The sequence below is a fragment of the Streptomyces sp. NPDC041068 genome, assembly GCF_040647455.1.
Classification (GTDB): domain Bacteria; phylum Actinomycetota; class Actinomycetes; order Streptomycetales; family Streptomycetaceae; genus Streptomyces.
Window position 1 is genome coordinate 47,945 of the sequence record NZ_JBEZCG010000004.1, and the last position, 18,125, is coordinate 66,069.

Annotated in this window: 14 protein-coding genes; 9 read left to right on the top strand and 5 right to left on the bottom strand. The window is 68.2% G+C overall.

Annotated elements, in window-relative coordinates; genetic code table 11:
• Positions 1-266: 266 nt before the first annotated feature.
• The 9 genes from AB0B50_RS10140 to AB0B50_RS10180 all read left to right on the top strand — a co-directional run bounded on the left by AB0B50_RS10140 (position 267) and on the right by AB0B50_RS10180 (position 12,177).
• Positions 267-2,591: an ABC transporter family substrate-binding protein gene (locus tag AB0B50_RS10140; protein ID WP_362328337.1), complete on the top strand. Its 2,325-nt coding sequence runs from the start codon at positions 267-269 to the stop codon at positions 2,589-2,591.
• Positions 2,592-2,881: 290 nt separating this feature from the next.
• Positions 2,882-4,789 carry a translational GTPase TypA gene (typA, locus tag AB0B50_RS10145; protein WP_362328339.1) on the top strand — a complete coding sequence of 636 codons (1,908 nt, stop codon included), beginning with the start codon at positions 2,882-2,884 and terminating at the stop codon, positions 4,787-4,789.
• Between the two features lie 479 nt (positions 4,790-5,268).
• On the top strand, positions 5,269-6,894 hold the full coding sequence (locus AB0B50_RS10150; protein ID WP_362328341.1) for an ABC transporter substrate-binding protein: 1,626 nt from the start codon (positions 5,269-5,271) through the stop codon (positions 6,892-6,894).
• Between the two features lie 81 nt (positions 6,895-6,975).
• Positions 6,976-7,905 carry an ABC transporter permease gene (locus AB0B50_RS10155; protein ID WP_362328343.1) on the top strand — a complete coding sequence of 310 codons (930 nt, stop codon included), beginning with the start codon at positions 6,976-6,978 and terminating at the stop codon, positions 7,903-7,905.
• Positions 7,898-8,860 carry an ABC transporter permease gene (locus tag AB0B50_RS10160; RefSeq protein WP_362328345.1) on the top strand — a complete coding sequence of 321 codons (963 nt, stop codon included), beginning with the start codon at positions 7,898-7,900 and terminating at the stop codon, positions 8,858-8,860. Before AB0B50_RS10155 ends, AB0B50_RS10160 begins: the two co-directional genes overlap by 8 nt.
• An 11-nt stretch (positions 8,861-8,871) precedes the next feature.
• Positions 8,872-9,933 (top strand): ABC transporter ATP-binding protein, encoded by a 1,062-nt coding sequence (locus AB0B50_RS10165; RefSeq protein ID WP_362328347.1) that lies wholly within the window; start codon positions 8,872-8,874, stop codon positions 9,931-9,933.
• Complete coding sequence (locus AB0B50_RS10170) at positions 9,926-11,089, top strand: dipeptide ABC transporter ATP-binding protein (RefSeq protein ID WP_362328349.1); 1,164 nt, start codon at positions 9,926-9,928, stop codon at positions 11,087-11,089. The genes AB0B50_RS10165 and AB0B50_RS10170 overlap by 8 nt, the downstream gene beginning before the upstream one ends.
• A gap of 171 nt (positions 11,090-11,260) precedes the next feature.
• The gene (locus AB0B50_RS10175; RefSeq protein ID WP_362328351.1) at positions 11,261-11,572 is read left to right on the top strand and encodes a hypothetical protein; all 312 of its coding nucleotides are present in this window, start codon (positions 11,261-11,263) and stop codon (positions 11,570-11,572) included.
• Positions 11,573-11,601: 29 nt separating this feature from the next.
• A complete protein-coding gene (locus AB0B50_RS10180; protein ID WP_362328352.1) occupies positions 11,602-12,177 on the top strand; it encodes a GNAT family N-acetyltransferase in 576 nt (191 codons plus the stop codon).
• 244 nt (positions 12,178-12,421) lie between these two features.
• Here the strand turns inward: AB0B50_RS10180 and AB0B50_RS10185 are convergent, their stop codons facing one another.
• The 5 genes from AB0B50_RS10185 to AB0B50_RS10205 form a co-directional block, all read right to left on the bottom strand.
• A complete protein-coding gene (locus AB0B50_RS10185) occupies positions 12,422-12,958 on the bottom strand; it encodes a GNAT family N-acetyltransferase (protein WP_362328353.1) in 537 nt (178 codons plus the stop codon).
• Between the two features lie 175 nt (positions 12,959-13,133).
• Positions 13,134-14,174 carry a dipeptide ABC transporter ATP-binding protein gene (locus AB0B50_RS10190; RefSeq protein ID WP_362328354.1) on the bottom strand — a complete coding sequence of 347 codons (1,041 nt, stop codon included), beginning with the start codon at positions 14,172-14,174 and terminating at the stop codon, positions 13,134-13,136.
• A gap of 26 nt (positions 14,175-14,200) precedes the next feature.
• Entirely contained in the window at positions 14,201-15,226 is a 1,026-nt protein-coding gene (locus tag AB0B50_RS10195; RefSeq protein ID WP_362328356.1) for an ABC transporter ATP-binding protein, read from the bottom strand.
• Positions 15,227-15,238: 12 nt separating this feature from the next.
• Positions 15,239-16,219, bottom strand: a complete 981-nt coding sequence (locus AB0B50_RS10200) for an ABC transporter permease (RefSeq protein ID WP_362328358.1) — start codon at positions 16,217-16,219, stop codon at positions 15,239-15,241.
• An 80-nt stretch (positions 16,220-16,299) separates the two neighbouring features.
• On the bottom strand, positions 16,300-18,078 hold the full coding sequence (locus tag AB0B50_RS10205) for an ABC transporter substrate-binding protein (RefSeq protein WP_362328360.1): 1,779 nt from the start codon (positions 18,076-18,078) through the stop codon (positions 16,300-16,302).
• Between the last annotated feature and the right edge of the window lie 47 nt (positions 18,079-18,125).

The following is an 18,125-nucleotide window of genomic DNA, read 5'->3' on the forward strand; positions in this document are numbered from 1 at the left end:
ACCATTCCTGACCGCCGCCACCGACGGCCCACGGCTGCCGGCGGCGAACGTTCCCGACCGCCGACACCGGCCGCCCGCGCCCTCTGTTGGGCCGCACGAGTGGGATATGGGCACCCCCGCGTCGTGCCTCCGCCACGCGAAGCCGCACATCCCCTTGAGTGGGGCGATAGATGTGATCAGCTCCATATACCGCCAAACGTGATCAAACCCGGCCCGGTCCTGGTAGCGGGCGGCCGGGCGAGCCCCGGACCCCGGAGGTACCAGCCATGTCCCACCACGTCAGAGTCAGATCTGTCGTGTTCCTCGCGACGGGGGTGCTGGCTCTGCCCGCCCTCGCCGGATGCAGCTCTAACGACGAGGCCGGCCGGCCGACCGCCGGCCAGGACGTCGCACCCGCGGCCCGGGACCTGGTCGCCGACGGCGGGACCGTGAAGTGGGCGGTCGACGCGCTGCCCGAGACCCTCAACACCTTCCAGTCCGACGCCGACGCGGGCACCGCGCGCGTCGCGGGCGCCGTCCTGCCGTCCCTGTTCCGCCTCGACGCGCAGGGCAGGACACAGCCCGACGCCGACTTCCTGGAGTCGGCGAAGGTCGTCGAGCGCGAGCCCAAGCAGGTCGTCCTGTACAAGCTCAACCAGCAGGCGGTGTGGAGCGACGGCCGCGAGATCGGCGCCGACGACTTCGCCGCGCAGTGGCGTGCCCTGTCCGGCAAGGACACCGCGTACTGGACGGCGAGGAACGCCGGCTACGACCGGATCGAGAAGATCGAGCGCGGCGCGAACAACCTGGAGGTGCGGGTCACCTTCGCCAAGCCGTACGCGGACTGGCGCTCCCTCTTCTCGCCGCTCTACCCCAAGCAGGTCATGGGGACCCCCGACTCCTTCAACGACGGCGCCCGCCGCAGGCTGAAGGTGACCGCGGGCCCCTTCGCGCTCGCCGACATCGACCGCAAGGCGGGCGACGTGACGCTGGAGCGCAGCCCGCGCTGGTGGGGCCGCCCGGCCAAGCTCGACAAGCTCGTGCTGCACGAGGTGCCGCGCGAGGAGCGGGCGGAGGCGCTCGCCGACGGCGAGGTCGACCTGGCCGAGATCGACTCGGCGGAGGCGGGCCGGATCTCCCTGGCCGCCCGCGACAAGGGGGCGCAGGGCCCGCTCGCCCACGGCCCCGGCTCGCAGGTCACCCCCGGCAAGGCGCTGCGCTCCTGGGCGATCGCCAACGGCTCCGACGAGGAGGCGGCCGAGGCCGAGATCGAGGCCCGCGCCAAGACCCGCAAGGCGGTCACGAAGTACGCGAAGGAGCAGTCGGGCCTGCGCGGCTACGTGGTCCGCAAGTCCCTGGAGCCCGCCTACACCCAGCTCGCCCTCAACGGCTCCGAGGGCCCGCTCGCCGACGACCGGGTGCGCCGCGCGGTGGCCCGCGCCCTGGACCGCGAGGAGCTCGCGAAGACCGTGCTGAAGCCGCTCGGCCTGCCCGCCGAGCCGGTCGGCAGCCACCTCGCCCTCGCCGGACAGCAGGCGTACGCGGACAACAGCGGGGCCCTCGGCGAGCAGGACACCGCCGAGGCGCGGGCGCTGCTCGCGGACGCGGGCTGGGCGCCCGGTGCCCTGCCGAAGGAGAAGGACAGGAAGGACAAGAGGGAGGGGACGGCGGGCGGCGAGGCCGACGCGAAGAAGGCCGACCAGGACTCCGAGGAGGAGTCGGGCGACGGCACCTACATCGTCGGCGAGGACGACGGGAAGCCCGGCGACAACGGCACCACGGTGCTCGCCCCGGCCCCCGCGGCCGCCTATCAGCGCGCCGCGCTGAACCGCCAGGCCGATGTGCTCGGGCTGCCGCGCGAGGCCGACAAGGAGAAGAAGAAGGACCCGGGCGGCCACGCCAAGCAGCACGCCGACAGGCAGTCGGGCACCAAGGGCACCAAGGGCACCAAGGGTTCCAAGGACTCCAGCGACCAGGCCAAGGGCGGCGCCCAGGGTGCGTACGCCCCCAAGGGGACCGCCGCGCCGGCCGCGGCCGCGGGGCCGGTCGCCAAGGACGGCAAGCCCCTCACGCTCCGTTTCGTGCTGCCCTCCGGGGACGGTTCGGAGCCGCTGCGCGCGGTGGCCGACCGCATCTCGCGGATGCTGGAGAGGATCGGCGTGCGCACGGAGACGGCGAAGGTCTCCGACGACAGCTACTTCAAGGACCACATCGCGTCCGGCCAGTACGACCTCGCCCTCTACTCCTGGCCCGCCTCGGCCTTCCCGGCCACCGACGCCCGCCCGATCTTCGCCAAGCCCGTCCCCGCGGCGGACGGCTCGCTGAACGTCGAGCAGAACTACACGCGCGTCGGCACGGACCACATCGACCAGCTCTTCGACCAGGCGGTCGGCGAGCTGGACGAGGAGACCTCGCGCTCCCTGGTCAAGAAGGCGGACGCCCGCATCTGGGCCGAGGCGGGCTCCATCCCCCTCTATCAGCGCCCCCAGCTGATGGCGGCCCGCCCGAACCTGGCCAACGCCGGCGCCTTCGGATTCCAGGCCCCGCACTACGAGGACATCGGCTTCCTGAAGCCGGAAGCGAAGTCCTCCAAGGCCCCGGCGGCGGACTGACAAGGCCCCCGCCGCGGACCGACAAGGCCCCCGGCGGCGGACCGACGCTCAGATCCTGCTCAACTCCCTTGCCCGCAGGACAACCCTGCGGGCAAGCTCGTATCCACCCATTGACCTGCTGTTTCCCCAGAGTTCCCGAGGCTTTCCGCACCCCTGCGCAGCCCCCGCGGAGGCTGCCTCCGCCGCGGACACGTAGACTGGGGTGAGGCCGTGGCGTGTCCAGCCCGGCAGGGTTCGCGTACTTCATATGTGCGCGCGACCGTCCACTCACTCCAGGAGTACGCCGCACTATGGCCACGCGCCACGACATCCGCAACGTCGCCATCGTCGCTCACGTCGACCATGGCAAGACGACCATCGTCGACGCCATGCTCAAGCAGGCCGGTTCCTTCGCCGCGCACGCCGCAGAGTCCCTCGACGACCGCATGATGGACTCGAACGACCTGGAGCGTGAGAAGGGCATCACGATCCTCGCCAAGAACACGGCGGTGAAGTATCACCCCAAGGACGGCGGGGACCCGATCACGATCAACATCATCGACACCCCCGGCCACGCCGACTTCGGTGGCGAGGTCGAGCGCGGTCTGTCGATGGTCGACGCGGTCGTCCTGCTCGTGGACGCCTCCGAGGGCCCGCTGCCGCAGACCCGCTTCGTGCTCCGCAAGGCCCTCCAGCAGCGCCTGCCCGTCATCCTGTGCATCAACAAGACGGACCGCCCGGACTCCCGCATCGACGAGGTCGTCAACGAGACGTACGACCTCTTCCTGGACCTGGACGCGGACGAGGACCAGATCGAGTTCCCGATCGTCTACGCCTGCGGCCGTGACGGCATCGCCTCGCTGACCAAGCCCGAGGACGGCACGGTTCCGGCGGACTCCACCAACCTGGAGCCGTTCTTCTCCACGATCCTGGAGCACGTCCCCGCCCCGACGTACGACGAGGCCGCGCCGCTCCAGGCCCACGTCACCAACCTCGACGCGGACAACTTCCTCGGCCGTATCGCGCTGCTCCGCGTCGAGCAGGGCGAGCTGGCCAAGGGCCAGACGGTCGCCTGGATCAAGCGCGACGGCACCATCGCGAACGTCCGCATCACCGAGTTGATGATGACCGAGGCGCTCACCCGCAAGCCCGCCGAGAAGGCGGGCCCCGGTGACATCTGCGCGGTCGCGGGCATCCCCGACATCATGATCGGCGAGACCCTGGCCGACCCGGAGAACCCGATCGCGCTGCCGCTGATCACGGTCGACGAGCCGGCGATCTCCATGACCATCGGTACGAACACCTCGCCGCTGGTCGGCCGCGGTGGCACCGGCAAGGGCGCGGACGCCAAGGCGGCCGTCAAGGACCGCAAGGTCACCGCCCGCCAGGTCAAGGACCGCCTGGACCGCGAGCTGATCGGTAACGTCTCGCTGCGCGTCCTGGACACCGAGCGCCCCGACGCCTGGGAGGTGCAGGGCCGCGGTGAGCTGGCGCTCGCCATCCTGGTCGAGCAGATGCGCCGCGAGGGCTTCGAGATGACGATCGGCAAGCCGCAGGTCGTCACCAAGGAGGTCGACGGCAAGACGCACGAGCCCGTCGAGCGCATGACCATCGACGTGCCCGAGGAGCACATGGGCGCCGTCACGCAGCTCATGGGCGTCCGCAAGGGCCGTATGGACAACATGTCCAACCACGGCTCGGGCTGGGTGCGCATGGAGTTCGTCGTGCCCTCCCGCGGCCTCATCGGCTTCCGTACGGAGTTCCTGACGAACACCCGCGGCACCGGCATCGCCCACTCCATCCACGAGGGCCACGAGCCGTGGTTCGGCACGCTGACGACCCGTAACAACGGTTCGCTGGTCGCCGACCGCTCGGGCGCCGTCACCGCCTTCGCGATGACGAACCTCCAGGAGCGCGGCGTGCTCTTCACGGAGCCCGGCACCGAGGTGTACGAGGGCATGATCGTCGGTGAGAACTCCCGCTCCGACGACATGGACGTGAACATCACCAAGGAGAAGAAGCTCACCAACATGCGCTCCTCCTCCGCCGACTCCTTCGAGGCGATCGTCCCGCCGCGCAAGCTGTCGCTCGAGCAGTCCCTGGAGTTCTGCCGCGACGACGAGTGCGTCGAGGTGACCCCGGAGGCCGTCCGCATCCGCAAGGTCGTCCTGGACCAGAAGGAGCGTGGCCGTTCCGCTTCGCGCGCCAAGCACAACTGACCCACTGATGTAGGCAGTTAGCGGCACACCGCCGCTCACGAGGCCGATTTTCGTCGCTCCCGAGAGGGGTGCGCGGAAGTCGGCCTCTTGTGTTTCCCCTGGCGGGTACCGTGTCGCCACGGTCCTCCGAGGCGCTCCCGGCAACCGGTTTTCGAGCGCGGAACGTCCGGTATGCGGACGTCACTGACCGTTAGATGGGTAACACGTCCGTTTCGCAACCATCTATCTCGGATCGGTTTGTCCGGATTTTGGAAGTTGTACGGGCCAGGTGTGATTGAACCGAGACCAAAAGGGTGTGGTCGACCGGTACCTCATGGCTAATAGTTGACCGCGTATAGCTCGGGTCAATGGGTCACGCGCTGTGGGGAGCGCCGACTCACGAGCACACTGGGGTACTCGATCTTCGCCGTCAGGGGTGTCGGCGCGGTTTCACGTACCCCCTCTTGTAGTGAACAAGTGGACTCATGAGGAGGAACCCCATGCGTGGTGCCAAGAGCGCCAAGTGGGTCGCGATAGCCGGTGTTGTGGCGCTGACTGCCACCGCTTGTGGCGGCAGCGACAAGGGCAGCAACGGCAGTGGCAAGGTCGACCCGAAGGGGATCGTCAGCTACGCCAATGGTGAGCCGCAGAACCCTCTGCAGCCGGCCAACACCATGGAGGCGTACGGCAGCGTCGTCATCGACTCGCTCTTCACGGGCCTGGTCCACTACGACGAGCAGGGCAACATCACCTACGAGAACGCCGAGTCGGTCACGCCCGACAAGGCGAACAAGGTGTGGACCGTCAAGCTGAAGCCGGGCTGGAAGTTCCACAACGGCGAGGCCGTCACCGCCAAGTCGTACGTGGACGCCTGGAACTGGGCCGCGAACCCCGCGAACGGCCAGCAGAACAGCGCCTGGTACCGCGACATCGTCGGCTACGACGACGTGCACCCGGAGAAGGGCAAGGCCAAGAAGGACGCCATGTCCGGCCTGAAGGTCGTCGACGACAACACCTTCACCATCACGCTGAAGTCCGGCATCCCGTACTACGCGTACAAGCTGGTGTACACGCCGTTCTACCCGATGCCCTCGGCCGCCCTGAAGGACCCGAAGAAGTACGGCGAGGCCCCGGTCGGCAACGGTCCCTACAAGTTCAAGAGCTGGGACCACAAGAAGTCGATCCAGGTCACGACCTGGCCCGGCTACAAGGGCAGCAAGAAGCCCAAGAACGGCGGCATCAACTTCAAGGCGTACACGACGCCCCAGGCCGCCTACAACGACCTGCGGTCGAACAACGTCGACACGATGCCGCAGATCCCGGACAGCGAACTCGCCAACTTCAAGCAGGACTTCGGCGACCGCGCCATCGAGTCGGACTACTCGGCGATCAACACGGTCAACCCCGCCTTCTACAGCAAGGCGTTCAAGGACATCGACGTCAAGGTCATCCAGGGCCTGTCGATGGCGATCGACCGCGACACCATCGTCAAGACCACGTTCTCGGGCACCCGTGAGCCGGCCACCGGCTGGGTCGCCAAGGGCGTGAAGGGCTACCAGGCCGACGCCTGTGGCGAGTACTGCAAGTTCGACCCGAAGAAGGCGAAGCAGTTCGTCAAGGACGGCGGCGGCGTCCCGGGCAACAAGATCTCGATCCAGTACAACGCCGACCAGCCGCACAAGGGCTGGGTCACGGCCGTCTGCAACGACATCCAGAAGAACACCGGCGTCAAGTGCGTCGGCGACCCGAAGACCGACTTCCAGGCTGACACCGAGGTGCGCGACAAGCGCCAGGTCAAGGCGATGTACCGGTCCGGCTGGGTGCTCGACTACCCGTTCAACGGCAACTTCCTCTCCGACCTCTACGGCACCGGAGTCGACGGCAACAAGGGCGAGTTCTCGGACAAGAAGTTCGACGAGCTGACCAAGAAGGCCGACGCGGCCAAGTCGATCGACGAGTCCGCCGAGCTGTACCAGGAGGCCGAGAAGGAGCTGGCCAAGACCTTCCCGGGCATCCCGCTCTGGTACAACAAGATCACCTCCGGCTACTCCACGAACGTGAAGAACATGAAGTTCGATCAGGCCGGTGACCCGATCCTGACGGACGTCCAGGTCTTCGAGAAGTAGTCGACGGAAGTCCGTTCCCGAAGCGACGCCCGGCGATCCCGGGCGTCGCTTCGGGCGGCTCCGGATTGGACGGAGGCACCAATGGGGCGCTACGTCGCACGGCGACTGCTCCAGATGATCCCGGTCTTCATCGGGACGACACTACTGATCTTCATCATGGTCAATGTCCTCCCCGGCGACCCCGTGCGGGCGCTGTGGGGCGACAAGCCGCCGGACCCCGCGCAGGTCGCGCAGATCCGGCACGACCGTGGTCTGGATCTGCCGCTCTGGCAGCAGTACCTGCATTACATGGGTGGCCTGCTGCAGGGGGACTTCGGCAACACCATCGCCGGCAACCGGCCGGTCCTGGACGAGATCACCCAGGCGTTCCCTGTCTCGATCCGACTGGCCTCCATGGCCTGGACGTTCGAGCTCATCGTCGGCATCACCCTCGGTGTCCTCGCGGGCATCCGACGCGGCCGCTTCGTCGACAACACGGTCACGCTCTTCACGCTCCTGGTGATCTCGGTACCGATCTTCGTGGTCGGCCTGCTCTTCCAGTTGTTCTTCGGCAACGAGCTGGGCTGGATCACACCCACGGTCCAGGACTCCGAGGACGCGAGCCAGCTGATCGTGCCCGCGCTGGTGCTCGGCATGGTCGGCCTCGCCTACGTGGCGCGCCTGACCAGAACATCGATCGCCGAGAACCGCCAGGCCGACTACATGCGCACCGCGGTCGCCAAGGGCCTGCCGCGCCAGCGCATCGTCACCCGGCACCTGCTGCGCAACTCGCTGATCCCCGTGGTCACTTACCTGGGCACCGACATCGGCGCCCTGATGGGTGGCGCGGTCATCACCGAGGGCATCTTCAACGTGACGGGCGTCGGCAACCTGCTCTTCCAGGCGCTGGCCCGCCGTGAGGGCGCGGTCATCGTCGGTGTCGTCACCGTCCTGGTGCTCGTGTACCTCCTCGCCAGCCTGCTCGTCGACCTGCTTTACGCGGTCCTGGACCCGAGGATCCGTTATGCCTGACCTGACCAAGACCTCGACCACGGACGAGACCGCGGCGGCACAGGACGAAGTCGTGGCGGGTTCCGCGGTCTCCGCCCCGGCCTCGACGGGCAAGCCGCGCAGTCTCTGGGGCGACGCCTGGCGCGAGCTGCGGCGCAACCCGCTGTTCGTGATCTCGGCGGTGCTGATCCTGGTCCTGCTCATGGTGGCGGCCTTCCCCGGCCTGTTCACCGACGTGGACCCGGACACCGGAGACCAGGCCAAGCACTTCCTGGGCAAGCCCGAGCTGAGCCACTTCTTCCAGGCCGACTGGTTCGGGTACGACAGGACGGGCCGCAGCATCTACGCGCGTGTCGTCCACGGCGCCCGCAACTCCATCATCGTCGGCGTCGGCGTGACCCTCCTGGTCACCCTCTTCGGCGGTCTGTGCGGCATGCTCGCCGGCTACTTCGGCGGCTTCTGGGACAGCCTGATCTCGCGTCTCATCGACGTGTTCTTCGGCATCCCGTTCCTGCTCGGCGCGATGGTCGTCCTGAACTCCTTCACCGACCGCAGCGTCTGGGTCGTGATGGGTGCCCTGGCCTTCCTGGGCTGGACGCAGATCGCCCGAGTGATGCGTGGCGCGGTCATCACGACCAAGCACGCCGACTACGTGGTGGCGGCGCGCGCGCTCGGCGCGGGGACCAAGCGGATCCTGTTCCGGCACGTGCTGCCGAACGCGATCGCTCCGGTGATCGTCGTGGCGACCATCTCGCTCGGCACGTACATCGTCGCGGAGTCCACGCTGTCCTACCTGGGTCTCGGCCTCGCCGACGACGCCATCTCGTGGGGCGGCGACATCTCCACGGCGACGCAGGACATCCGGAACAACCCGCACACGCTGTTCTTCCCGGCAGGAATGCTGAGCATCACGGTGTTGGCGTTCATCATGATGGGTGACGCCGTACGCGAAGCCCTCGACCCGAAGCTGCGCTGAGGGAGGCGTACGTGACCAGCATCGATCTCAAGACCGACTCGATCCCCGCCCCCCGCTCGGGTGAGGAGAAGAGCGGCCGGCTCCTGGACGTCAAGGACCTCCACGTCGAGTTCCACACCCGCGAGGGCGTGGTCAAGGCCGTCAACGGCGTCAACTACAGCGTGGACGCGGGCGAGACGCTCGCCGTCCTCGGTGAGTCGGGGTCCGGTAAGTCCGTGACCGCCCAGGCGATCATGGGCATCCTCGACATGCCGCCCGGGAAGATCCCGCAGGGTGAGATCCTCTTCCGCGGCCAGGACATGCTGACGATGTCCAACGAGGAGCGCAGGAAGATCCGCGGCCGCAAGATCGCGATGATCTTCCAGGACGCGCTGTCCTCGCTCAACCCCGTTCTCTCGGTGGGCTACCAGCTCGGCGAGATGTTCCGGGTGCACGAGGGACTCAGCCGCAAGGAGGCCAAGGTCAAGTCCATCGAGCTGATGGACAAGGTCAAGATCCCGGCCGCCAAGGAGCGGGTGAACGACTACCCGCACCAGTTCTCCGGCGGTATGCGCCAGCGCATCATGATCGCGATGGCGCTCGCCCTGGAGCCCGACCTGATCATCGCGGACGAGCCCACCACGGCGCTCGACGTGACGGTTCAGGCCCAGGTCATGGACCTGCTCGCGGAGCTTCAGCGCGAGTACAACATGGGCCTGATCCTGATCACCCACGACCTCGGCGTCGTCGCCGACGTCGCGGACAAGATCGCGGTCATGTACGCGGGCCGGATCGTCGAGACCGCTCCGGTGCACGAGCTCTACAAGCGCCCGGCGCACCCGTACACCCGCGGCCTGCTCGACTCGATCCCGCGCCTGGACCAGAAGGGCCAGGAGCTCTACGCGATCAAGGGTCTGCCGCCCAACCTGCTCAAGATCCCCGGCGGTTGTGCGTTCAACCCGCGCTGCCCCAAGGCGCAGGACATCTGCCGCACGGAGATCCCGCCGCTGGTGCCGGTCACCGAGCAGGACGGCGCGGAGCTGCCGGGCCGCGGCAGCGCGTGCCACTTCTGGAAGGAGACGATCCATGGCTGAGCCGACGAAGGCTTCGAAGCTCTCGAAGGCGGACGAGCCCACCGACGCCACCCCGAACGTCTCCGACGTGGAGACGGTCGACGCGGCGACGCCGGAGGAGGCCGTGGCCGCGATCGAGGCGCCGGCCGAGCGCGGCGAACCGATCCTCCAGGTCCGCAACCTGGTCAAGCACTTCCCTCTCACCCAGGGAATCCTGATCAAGAAGCAGATCGGTGCGGTCAAGGCGGTCGACGGCATCTCCTTCGACCTGTACCAGGGCGAGACGCTGGGCATCGTAGGAGAGTCGGGCTGTGGCAAGTCCACGGTCGCGAAGCTCCTCATGACGCTCGAACGCGCCACGGCGGGCGAGGTCTTCTACAAGGGCCAGGACATCACCAAGCTGTCCGGGCGCGCGCTGAAGGCGGTGCGCCGCAACATCCAGATGGTGTTCCAGGACCCGTACACGTCCCTGAACCCCCGTATGACGGTGGGCGACATCATCGGGGAGCCCTTCGAGATCCACCCCGAGGTGGCCCCGAAGGGTTCGCGCCGCCAGAAGGTCCAGGAGCTCCTGGACGTGGTCGGGCTCAACCCGGAGTACATCAACCGCTATCCGCACCAGTTCTCGGGCGGTCAGCGTCAGCGCATCGGCATCGCGCGCGGCCTGGCGCTCAACCCCGAGATCATCATCTGCGACGAGCCGGTCTCGGCCCTGGACGTCTCCGTCCAGGCCCAGGTGATCAACCTGATGGAGAAGCTCCAGGACGAGTTCAACCTGTCCTACCTCTTCATCGCGCACGACCTGTCGATCGTCCGGCACATCTCGGACCGCGTGGGCGTGATGTACCTCGGCAAGATGGCGGAGATCGGCTCGGACGAGCAGATCTACGACCACCCGACGCACCCCTACACGCAGGCGCTGCTCTCCGCGGTGCCGGTCCCGGACCCGGAGGCCCGCGAGGGCCGCGAGCGCATCATCCTCGCCGGTGACGTGCCCTCGCCGGCCAACCCGCCCTCGGGCTGCCGCTTCCGCACCCGCTGCTGGAAGGCGCAGGACAAGTGCGCGACGGAGGTGCCGCTGCTCGCGATCCCGGAGCGGTTCGTGGGTCAGGACACCCCGGCCGCCCATGAGTCGGCGTGCCACTTCGCCGAGGAGAAGGCGGTGCTCGTCGGCTGACGGCGACGCATGACGCATGACGCGTGACGCGTGACTGAGGGGCGCCCGGGACTGTCGTGGTCCCGGGCGCCCCTCAGTGTTCCGAGGTACCGGTCCCGGACGTACACGCCCATGGTGGAGACATGAGAGGACGCACGGGGCGTCCTCGTCAGCACGGGGGAAGTGATCTCCATGTCCCAGGCATCCACACCCAGGAAGCGGCTCGCGACGGTGGCGGGCGTACTGGCGGGCGTCGCGATGGTGGCCGTGCCACTGACGGCGACGACGGCATCGGCGGCGACGGCGTCGGAGACGATGGCGTCGGAGACGATGGCGTCGAGCGAGTCGCCCGCGCCCCGGGCCCAGGGGATGAAGTTCTACGACGACTACTGGACGCTCAAGGAGTGCAAGGCCGTGGGCAAGTGGGGCTTGAACCACGGCAAGTGGAGCGTCTACTACTGCCAGGAGGACGTCTGGGACTGGGACCTCTACTACGACAAGTGAGCCGGTACGAGTAAGCGGGAAGGGCGGCGATGAGGACGGACGGGCTCGACGCGGGGGAGGGGCTCGTCCTCAGGCCCTGGCGGCAGGGGGACGCGGCCGCCGTGCTCGCCGCCTTCTCGGCACCCGAGATGACCCGGCAGGCCGACCTGCCGGTGAACTCCCAGGAGGCGGCGCACCGCTGGATCGAGCGGCGCGCCGCCGAGTGGGACGCGGGAACGTCGTACGCCTTCGCGGTGACGGACACCGAGGGCGCGGCCCTGGGCAACGTGGCGGTGGGCGCGGTGAACCGCGTCCACGACACCGGCTGGGTGTCGTACTGGACCACCCCGCGGTCGAGGGGCAAGGGCGTGGCCGCACGGGGCTGCAGGGCCCTGGCCGCCTGGTGCTTCGGTGAACTGGGCCTGTTCCGCCTGGAGTTGGGTCACCGCACGAACAACACGGCGTCCTGTCGAGTGGCCCACGCTGCGGGCTTCGCGGTGGAGGGCGTGCAGCGCCAGAAGCTGGCGTACGACGGCGTCCGTCATGACGTGGAACTGCACGCCCGGCTCTCCTCCGATCCGGTGCCGCCCTCCGGCTACGGGCGGCGCACGCGAAGTGGCCTGTGACAACTCCCGCCCGCCCGGCGTGTATCAGTCAGAAGCGGGCGGACGTGCCCGTCGGACGAGTAACGGACGGCGCGACGATGGAGAGGCCGTCGGCGCAGGACCTGCCAGCCGACTCGGCGGGCCCGAACGGCCAGCCCTGGCAGCCTCCCCGCCCGGCCAGGTAAAGGGGGGCGATTGCGGGAAAGTTCCGCGATACGCCGGTGAGAGCCCCCTTCCGCGGGACTTCTCTGCAGTCCCCCCACCTTCACATGGGGAGCGACCGCAGCCGGACCGGTCCCGAGGGCCACCGCGCTCCGTCGTGCAGCGCCGTCACCATGGTCCGCAGCGGCATGGCGACCACGCGGTCCCCGGGCTGCTCCACGTCGACGCCGGCGTCGACCGGCTGCCAGCCGAGCCGCTCGTACAGCGCCACGAGCGGCGGGCGGCAGAAGAGAAGCGCGTGGCCCGGGCCCAGGGTGCGGGCGTGGTCCAGCGCGGCGGCGACGACCTGCCGTGCGAGTCCCCGCCCGCGCACATCGGGGGCGACGGCCACGCCGCCGACGCCGACGACCTCCGTGTCGGTCCCGTCGACCGAGACGGGTAGCCGCAGGAGCCCGGCGTGCGCCACGAGACGCTCCTCGTACCGGATGCCGAAGTGCTCGTCCTTGGGGAGCCAGGCCAGCCCGGTCCCCGCGACGCCGAAAGGGTCCTCGCCGCCGCCCAGGATCTCCTCCTGGTCGGCCTTCGTGTACCCGGTGAGCCGGACCGCGCTCGGCGGGCCGGCGGTGGGATGCATTTCCATACCCGCATGATCCTCCAGGCTCGTTCCGCCCGGCCCCCGGCCCGGAACCGGCCGCGTCCCGCTCGGGTCAAGGGGGTGGGACGGGCCGGTTCCGGCGTGCGGGGTCCGGCACGGAGGGGTGGCCGGGCCCCGGCTCGGAAGCGTTGGAGGTCCGGGGGGGGGAGTGAAGCGTCGGTCAGAGGGACTTGCGGGCCGCGGGAACCGCCAACTCCACGCCGTCCTCCGGGTAGTGGCAGGCTGTCAGGTGGCCTTCGCGGTTGCCGTCGATCTGGACCAGCGGCGGGGTGTCCGTCGCGCACTTGTCCGTGGCCTTCCAGCAGCGCGTGCGGAAACGGCAGCCGGAGGGCGGGTTGACGGGTGAGGGCACGTCTCCCGTGAGCAGGATGCGCTCGCGGCGCGGCATGTCGTCCGCCGTCGCCTCGGGGACCGCCGACAGGAGTGCCTTGGTGTAGGGGTGGCGCGGGTTGTCGTACAGGTCCTCGCGGTCTGCGATCTCCACGATCCGGCCCAGGTACATGACCGCCACGCGCTGCGAGAAGTGACGTACCACCGCAAGGTCGTGGGCGATGAAGAGGAACGCGATCCCCAGGTCCTTCTGGAGCTTCTGCAGCAGGTTCACCACCTGCGCCTGGATCGAGACGTCCAGCGCCGACACCGGCTCGTCCGCCACGATCAACTTGGGCTCCAGGGCCAACGCCCGCGCCACGCCGATGCGTTGGCGCTGACCGCCCGAGAACTCGTGCGGGAAGCGGTTGAAGTGCTCGGGGTTGAGGCCGACCGTCTCCAGGAGCTCGCGCACGCGCGCCTCCCGCCCGCCCGCCGGGTTGATGCCGTTGACCTCCATCGGGCCGGAGATGATCTTTCCGACCGTCTGGCGCGGGTTCAGCGACGCATACGGGTCCTGGAAGATCATCTGGATCTCCGAGCGGACCGGCGCCAGCTGCTTGCGCGAGGCGTGCGTGATGTCCTGACCGCGGTAGGAGATCTTGCCGCCGGTCGGCTCCAGGAGGCGCGTGATCAGGCGGCCCGTCGTCGACTTGCCGCAGCCGGACTCGCCGACCAGGCCGAGGCTCTCGCCCTCGGCCACGGTGAAGTCGAGCCCGTCCACCGCCTGCACGGCGCCGATCTTCCGCTTGAACGGGAACCCGCCCATGATCGGAAAGTGCTTGGTCAGCCCGCTGACATCCAGGAGAGGAGTGGGAGTGGTGCTGCTCATCGTCGTGAAATCCCGTCTCTTGTACGTCAGTCGGTGCGCGAGCCCGCGAAGTCCGCGAAGAACTCAGCCTTTTGCTCGGCCGTGAGGTGGCAGGCGGCGCCCCGGCCCTCGGACAGCTCGAGAAGCGGCTGCTCGCCCGAGCAGCGCCCGTCCCCGACCTGCTCTGTGAAAGCGCACCGCGGGTGGAAGCGGCACCCGGAGGGCGGGTTGAGGAGGCTGGGCGGCGACCCCGGGATCGGCGACAGCGGCACGTCCACCGGACCGTCCAGGGACGGCATCGAGCTCAGCAGGCCCCAGGTGTAGGGGTGTTGCGGCGAGCGCAGCACCTCCTTCTTCGTGCCCCGCTCCACGCACCGACCGCCGTACATCACCAGGACGTCGTCCGCGATGTCGGCGATCACGCCGAGGTCGTGGGTGATGAAGATGATCGACGTGCCGAACTCCTGCTGCAGGTCCTTCAGGAGGTCCATGATCTGCGCCTGGACCGTCACGTCGAGCGCCGTCGTCGGCTCGTCCGCGATCAGCAGCGAGGGGTTGCAGACCAGCGACATCGCGATCATCGCGCGCTGGCGCATACCGCCGGAGAACTGGTGCGGGTAGTCGTCCACGCGCAGGTCCGGCTGCGGGATTCCGACCTTCGTCAGCATCTCCACGGCCCGGTCCCGCGCCTCCTTCTTGGAGGCGCCGGTGTGCTTGCGGAACGTCTCGCCGATCTGCCGGCCGATGGTGTGGTACGGCGAGAGCGAGGCGAGCGCGTCCTGGAAGATCATCGCCATCTTGTTGCCGCGAAGCCGCTCCAACTCCCGCTCGGTGGCGGTGAGGAGCTCCTGCCCGTCGAGGAGGATCTCTCCGTCGATGGCGGTGCTGTCCTTGTGGTGCAGGCCGAGGATGGCGAGGTTCGTGACCGACTTGCCGGACCCGGACTCGCCCACGATGCCGAGGGTCTGGCCCTTGTCCAGGTCGAAGTCGAGCCCGTCGACGGCCTTGACGACGCCGTCCTCGGTGGAGAAGTGGACGCGCAGATCGCGTACGGAGAGGAAGGGGGTGCTCATGGGTTCCGGCTCCTAGGCGAGGCGTACGCGCGGGTCGATGAGGGCGTACACCGCGTCGACGATGATGTTGAAGACGAGGATCGCCGTGGCGGCCACCAGGACGACACCGAGCAGCATGGGCAGGTCGCTGGTGCTGACGGCCTTGACCGAGAGCTCGCCGATGCCGTGCAGGTTGAACGTCTTCTCGGTGATGATGGCGCCGCCGAAGAGCACACCGAGGTCGAGGCCGAAGATCGTCACGATCGGGCCCATGGAGCCTCGCCAGGCGAACCGGAAGAAGACGGTGCGGGCCGCGAGACCCTTGGCGCGCGCGGTACGGACGTAGTCCTCGCTGAGGGTCTCGACAAGCTGCGACCGCGTCATACGTGTGTAGTTCGCGGTGAAGATCACCGACAGGACGATCCACGGCAGCAGGAGCCCGGAGAACCAGGCACCGGGATTCTCGGTGAGCGGTGTGTACGAAGGCCTGTCCAGCCAGCCGAGCTGGTCGGTGAAGAGGTAGATGGCGAACACGCCGACGATGTAGATCTGCAGCGAGGAACCGATCAGGGACGCGGACGACGCGATCTTGTCGAGGGACTTGCCCTGCTTCACCGCGGCCAGCATGCCGGTGCCCACACCGAAGACGACGAAGACGGCCGCGCTGCCCAGCGAGAGCGAAACGGTGGTCGGGAAGCGGTCCAGGATCGTGCCGAGGACCGGCTCGCTGTTGCGGAACGAGTAGCCGAGGCACGGCGCGGGGCAGTTCCCGAACGTCGCGTAATCGCGGCCGACGAACAGGCCCTCGAACCAGTGCCAGTACTGCACGGGGAGAGGGTCGGCGATCCCCAGGTTCTGCTTCACCAGCGCCAGGGTCTCGGGCGTACAGACCTTGCCGCAGGCGAGACGCGCGGGATCGCGCGGGGCGGCGTAGAAGAGAACGAAGACGATGGCGCTGATGATCAGCAGAATCGCCGCGCCGCCGACGATGCGGCGGAGGAGGAAGCGGAACATGGGAGAAGTTTCCTGACGATGCCGACGGGGAAGCGGGGGCGGGGCAGCCGGTGCGGCCGCCCCGCCGCTAAGGCCGGGCGTCAGGCCTTGACGTACACCTTGTTGATCAGGGTCGCGGAGAACTGCGGGTCGAACTGCGCGCCGCCGACCTTGGAACCGTGCAGGTAGAAACGGCGCTGGTACATCTCGGGAATGATCGGCGCCTCCTCCTCCATGATCCTCTTGTCGAGCTCGGCCCAGGCCTTGTTGGCGGCCTTCGGGTCGGCCAGCTTGACGTTCTTCTTGATCGCTTCGGTGACCCAGTCGACGTCCAGCTGGGAGACGTTGTTCGAGCCGTTGGCGATGGTGGTGCCGTCGAACAGCGGCTGGAGCAGCGTGTAGCCGGTGGGCCAGTCCGGGGACCAGCCGAACCACATCACGTCGAAGTTGTTGTCGATCTGCTGGGCCTGGTCGTAGTAGCTCGTCGAGTCGATCTGCTTGATGACCGGGTCGAAGCCCGCCTTCTTGAGCGCGGCCTCGATGACGACCTTGGTCTTGTCGTACGTGGGGCTCTGCGGGAAGGCGTAGACGATCTTCATACCGAGCTTGCCGGCCTTCTTCAGCAGCTTCTTCGCGGCCTCGGGGTCGCCCTGGGGCTTCTTGAGCTTGCCGTAGAGGTCGTACTGCTCACGGCCCTGGATGTCGGGGCTGAGGATCGTGGTCGCGTAGTCACCGGAGTTCTGACCACCGTAGATCTTGCGGATCTGCTCCAGCGGCCAGGCGTGGTTGAGCGCCTTGCGCACGTTGAGGTCGGTGACGCGCTTGCAGTTGATGGCGTAGTAGTAGACGCCGGTGAGCAGGCCGTTGAAGCTGCGCTTCTTCAGGTCCGGGTCCGTGAGCACCTTCTGCATGCGCTCGGCGGGCACGTTGTTGTAGATCGTGATCGTGTACTGGTCCTTGCCCTGGTCCGCGATGAGGCGGTCCGCGAGGTCCAGGCCCTCGGTGCCGAACTCGAACTCGTGGGTGTCCGGGTAGGCGTTGCGGATCGCGTCGGTGTTCGGGTCCCAGTGCTTGTTGCGCACCCACGTCATCGACTTGTCGATGGAACGGTGCTTGAGCCGGTACGGGCCGCAGGAGACCGGCTTCTTGTCGTACTTCTCCTTGGTGTCCATCTTCACCGGGGTGGCGGCGTAGGAGTGCATCGCCAGCGTGAAGTTGAAGTCGGAGCGCGGCTGGGCCAGGTGGAACGTGATGGTCTTCTTGGCCTTGTCGATCTTGATGGCGTCGAGGTGCTTGCCGCCGTAGGGGCCCTCGTACTCCTTGCGCCAGTCGTCCTTGCCGGTGAGGGCGATCTGCGCGTAGGTGGCGCCTTCGGTGATGAACTTGGCCCAGGAGCGCTCGAAGCCGTGGCGCACGTCCTCGACGGTCAGCTCACTGCCGTCCTCCCACTTCAGACCGTCCTTCAGCGTGAAGGTCCAGGTCTTGCCGCCGTCGGACATCTTGCCGGTGTCCGTGGCGAGGTCGCCCACGAGCTTCTGGGTCCCGTCCTCCGCGGTCTTGTACCCCGTGAGGCAGCGCGCGTAGAGCATCGCGCCGGTCGAGTTGAGCGCGTAGTAGATGCGCTGCGGGTCGAGGTGCGAGAGGTCGTCGGGGGAGACGCCGTAGATCGTGCCGCCCTTGCGAGCGCCCTTGACCTCGGGGGCCGGGCCCTTGGAGTCCGCGGCGGTGCCGACGGTGACCGAGGCACCCGTGTACTCCTTGGCTCCGGCGGGGCCCTTGCCCTCGCCACCTCCCCCGCCGCTGCTGCACGCGGACAGGAGCATGGAGCCACCGGCCGCGACAGACGTGGCGATGACGAAGTTTCTGCGAGAGAGGGACATGGCTTCCTGCCCTGGGTTCGTTGGAGACAGCGGATGGGTCCGGCGGT

Coding starts and splice junctions, on each gene's coding strand:
- AB0B50_RS10195 (WP_362328356.1), bottom strand. CDS start 15,226: ATGAGCACCCCCTTCCTCTCCGTACGCGATCTGCGCGTCCACTTCTCC.
- typA (WP_362328339.1), top strand. CDS start 2,882: ATGGCCACGCGCCACGACATCCGCAACGTCGCCATCGTCGCTCACGTC.
- AB0B50_RS10155 (WP_362328343.1), top strand. CDS start 6,976: ATGGGGCGCTACGTCGCACGGCGACTGCTCCAGATGATCCCGGTCTTC.
- AB0B50_RS10200 (WP_362328358.1), bottom strand. CDS start 16,219: ATGTTCCGCTTCCTCCTCCGCCGCATCGTCGGCGGCGCGGCGATTCTG.
- AB0B50_RS10140 (WP_362328337.1), top strand. CDS start 267: ATGTCCCACCACGTCAGAGTCAGATCTGTCGTGTTCCTCGCGACGGGG.
- AB0B50_RS10205 (WP_362328360.1), bottom strand. CDS start 18,078: ATGTCCCTCTCTCGCAGAAACTTCGTCATCGCCACGTCTGTCGCGGCC.
- AB0B50_RS10175 (WP_362328351.1), top strand. CDS start 11,261: ATGTCCCAGGCATCCACACCCAGGAAGCGGCTCGCGACGGTGGCGGGC.
- AB0B50_RS10170 (WP_362328349.1), top strand. CDS start 9,926: ATGGCTGAGCCGACGAAGGCTTCGAAGCTCTCGAAGGCGGACGAGCCC.
- AB0B50_RS10150 (WP_362328341.1), top strand. CDS start 5,269: ATGCGTGGTGCCAAGAGCGCCAAGTGGGTCGCGATAGCCGGTGTTGTG.
- AB0B50_RS10180 (WP_362328352.1), top strand. CDS start 11,602: ATGAGGACGGACGGGCTCGACGCGGGGGAGGGGCTCGTCCTCAGGCCC.
- AB0B50_RS10190 (WP_362328354.1), bottom strand. CDS start 14,174: ATGAGCAGCACCACTCCCACTCCTCTCCTGGATGTCAGCGGGCTGACC.
- AB0B50_RS10185 (WP_362328353.1), bottom strand. CDS start 12,958: ATGGAAATGCATCCCACCGCCGGCCCGCCGAGCGCGGTCCGGCTCACC.
- AB0B50_RS10160 (WP_362328345.1), top strand. CDS start 7,898: ATGCCTGACCTGACCAAGACCTCGACCACGGACGAGACCGCGGCGGCA.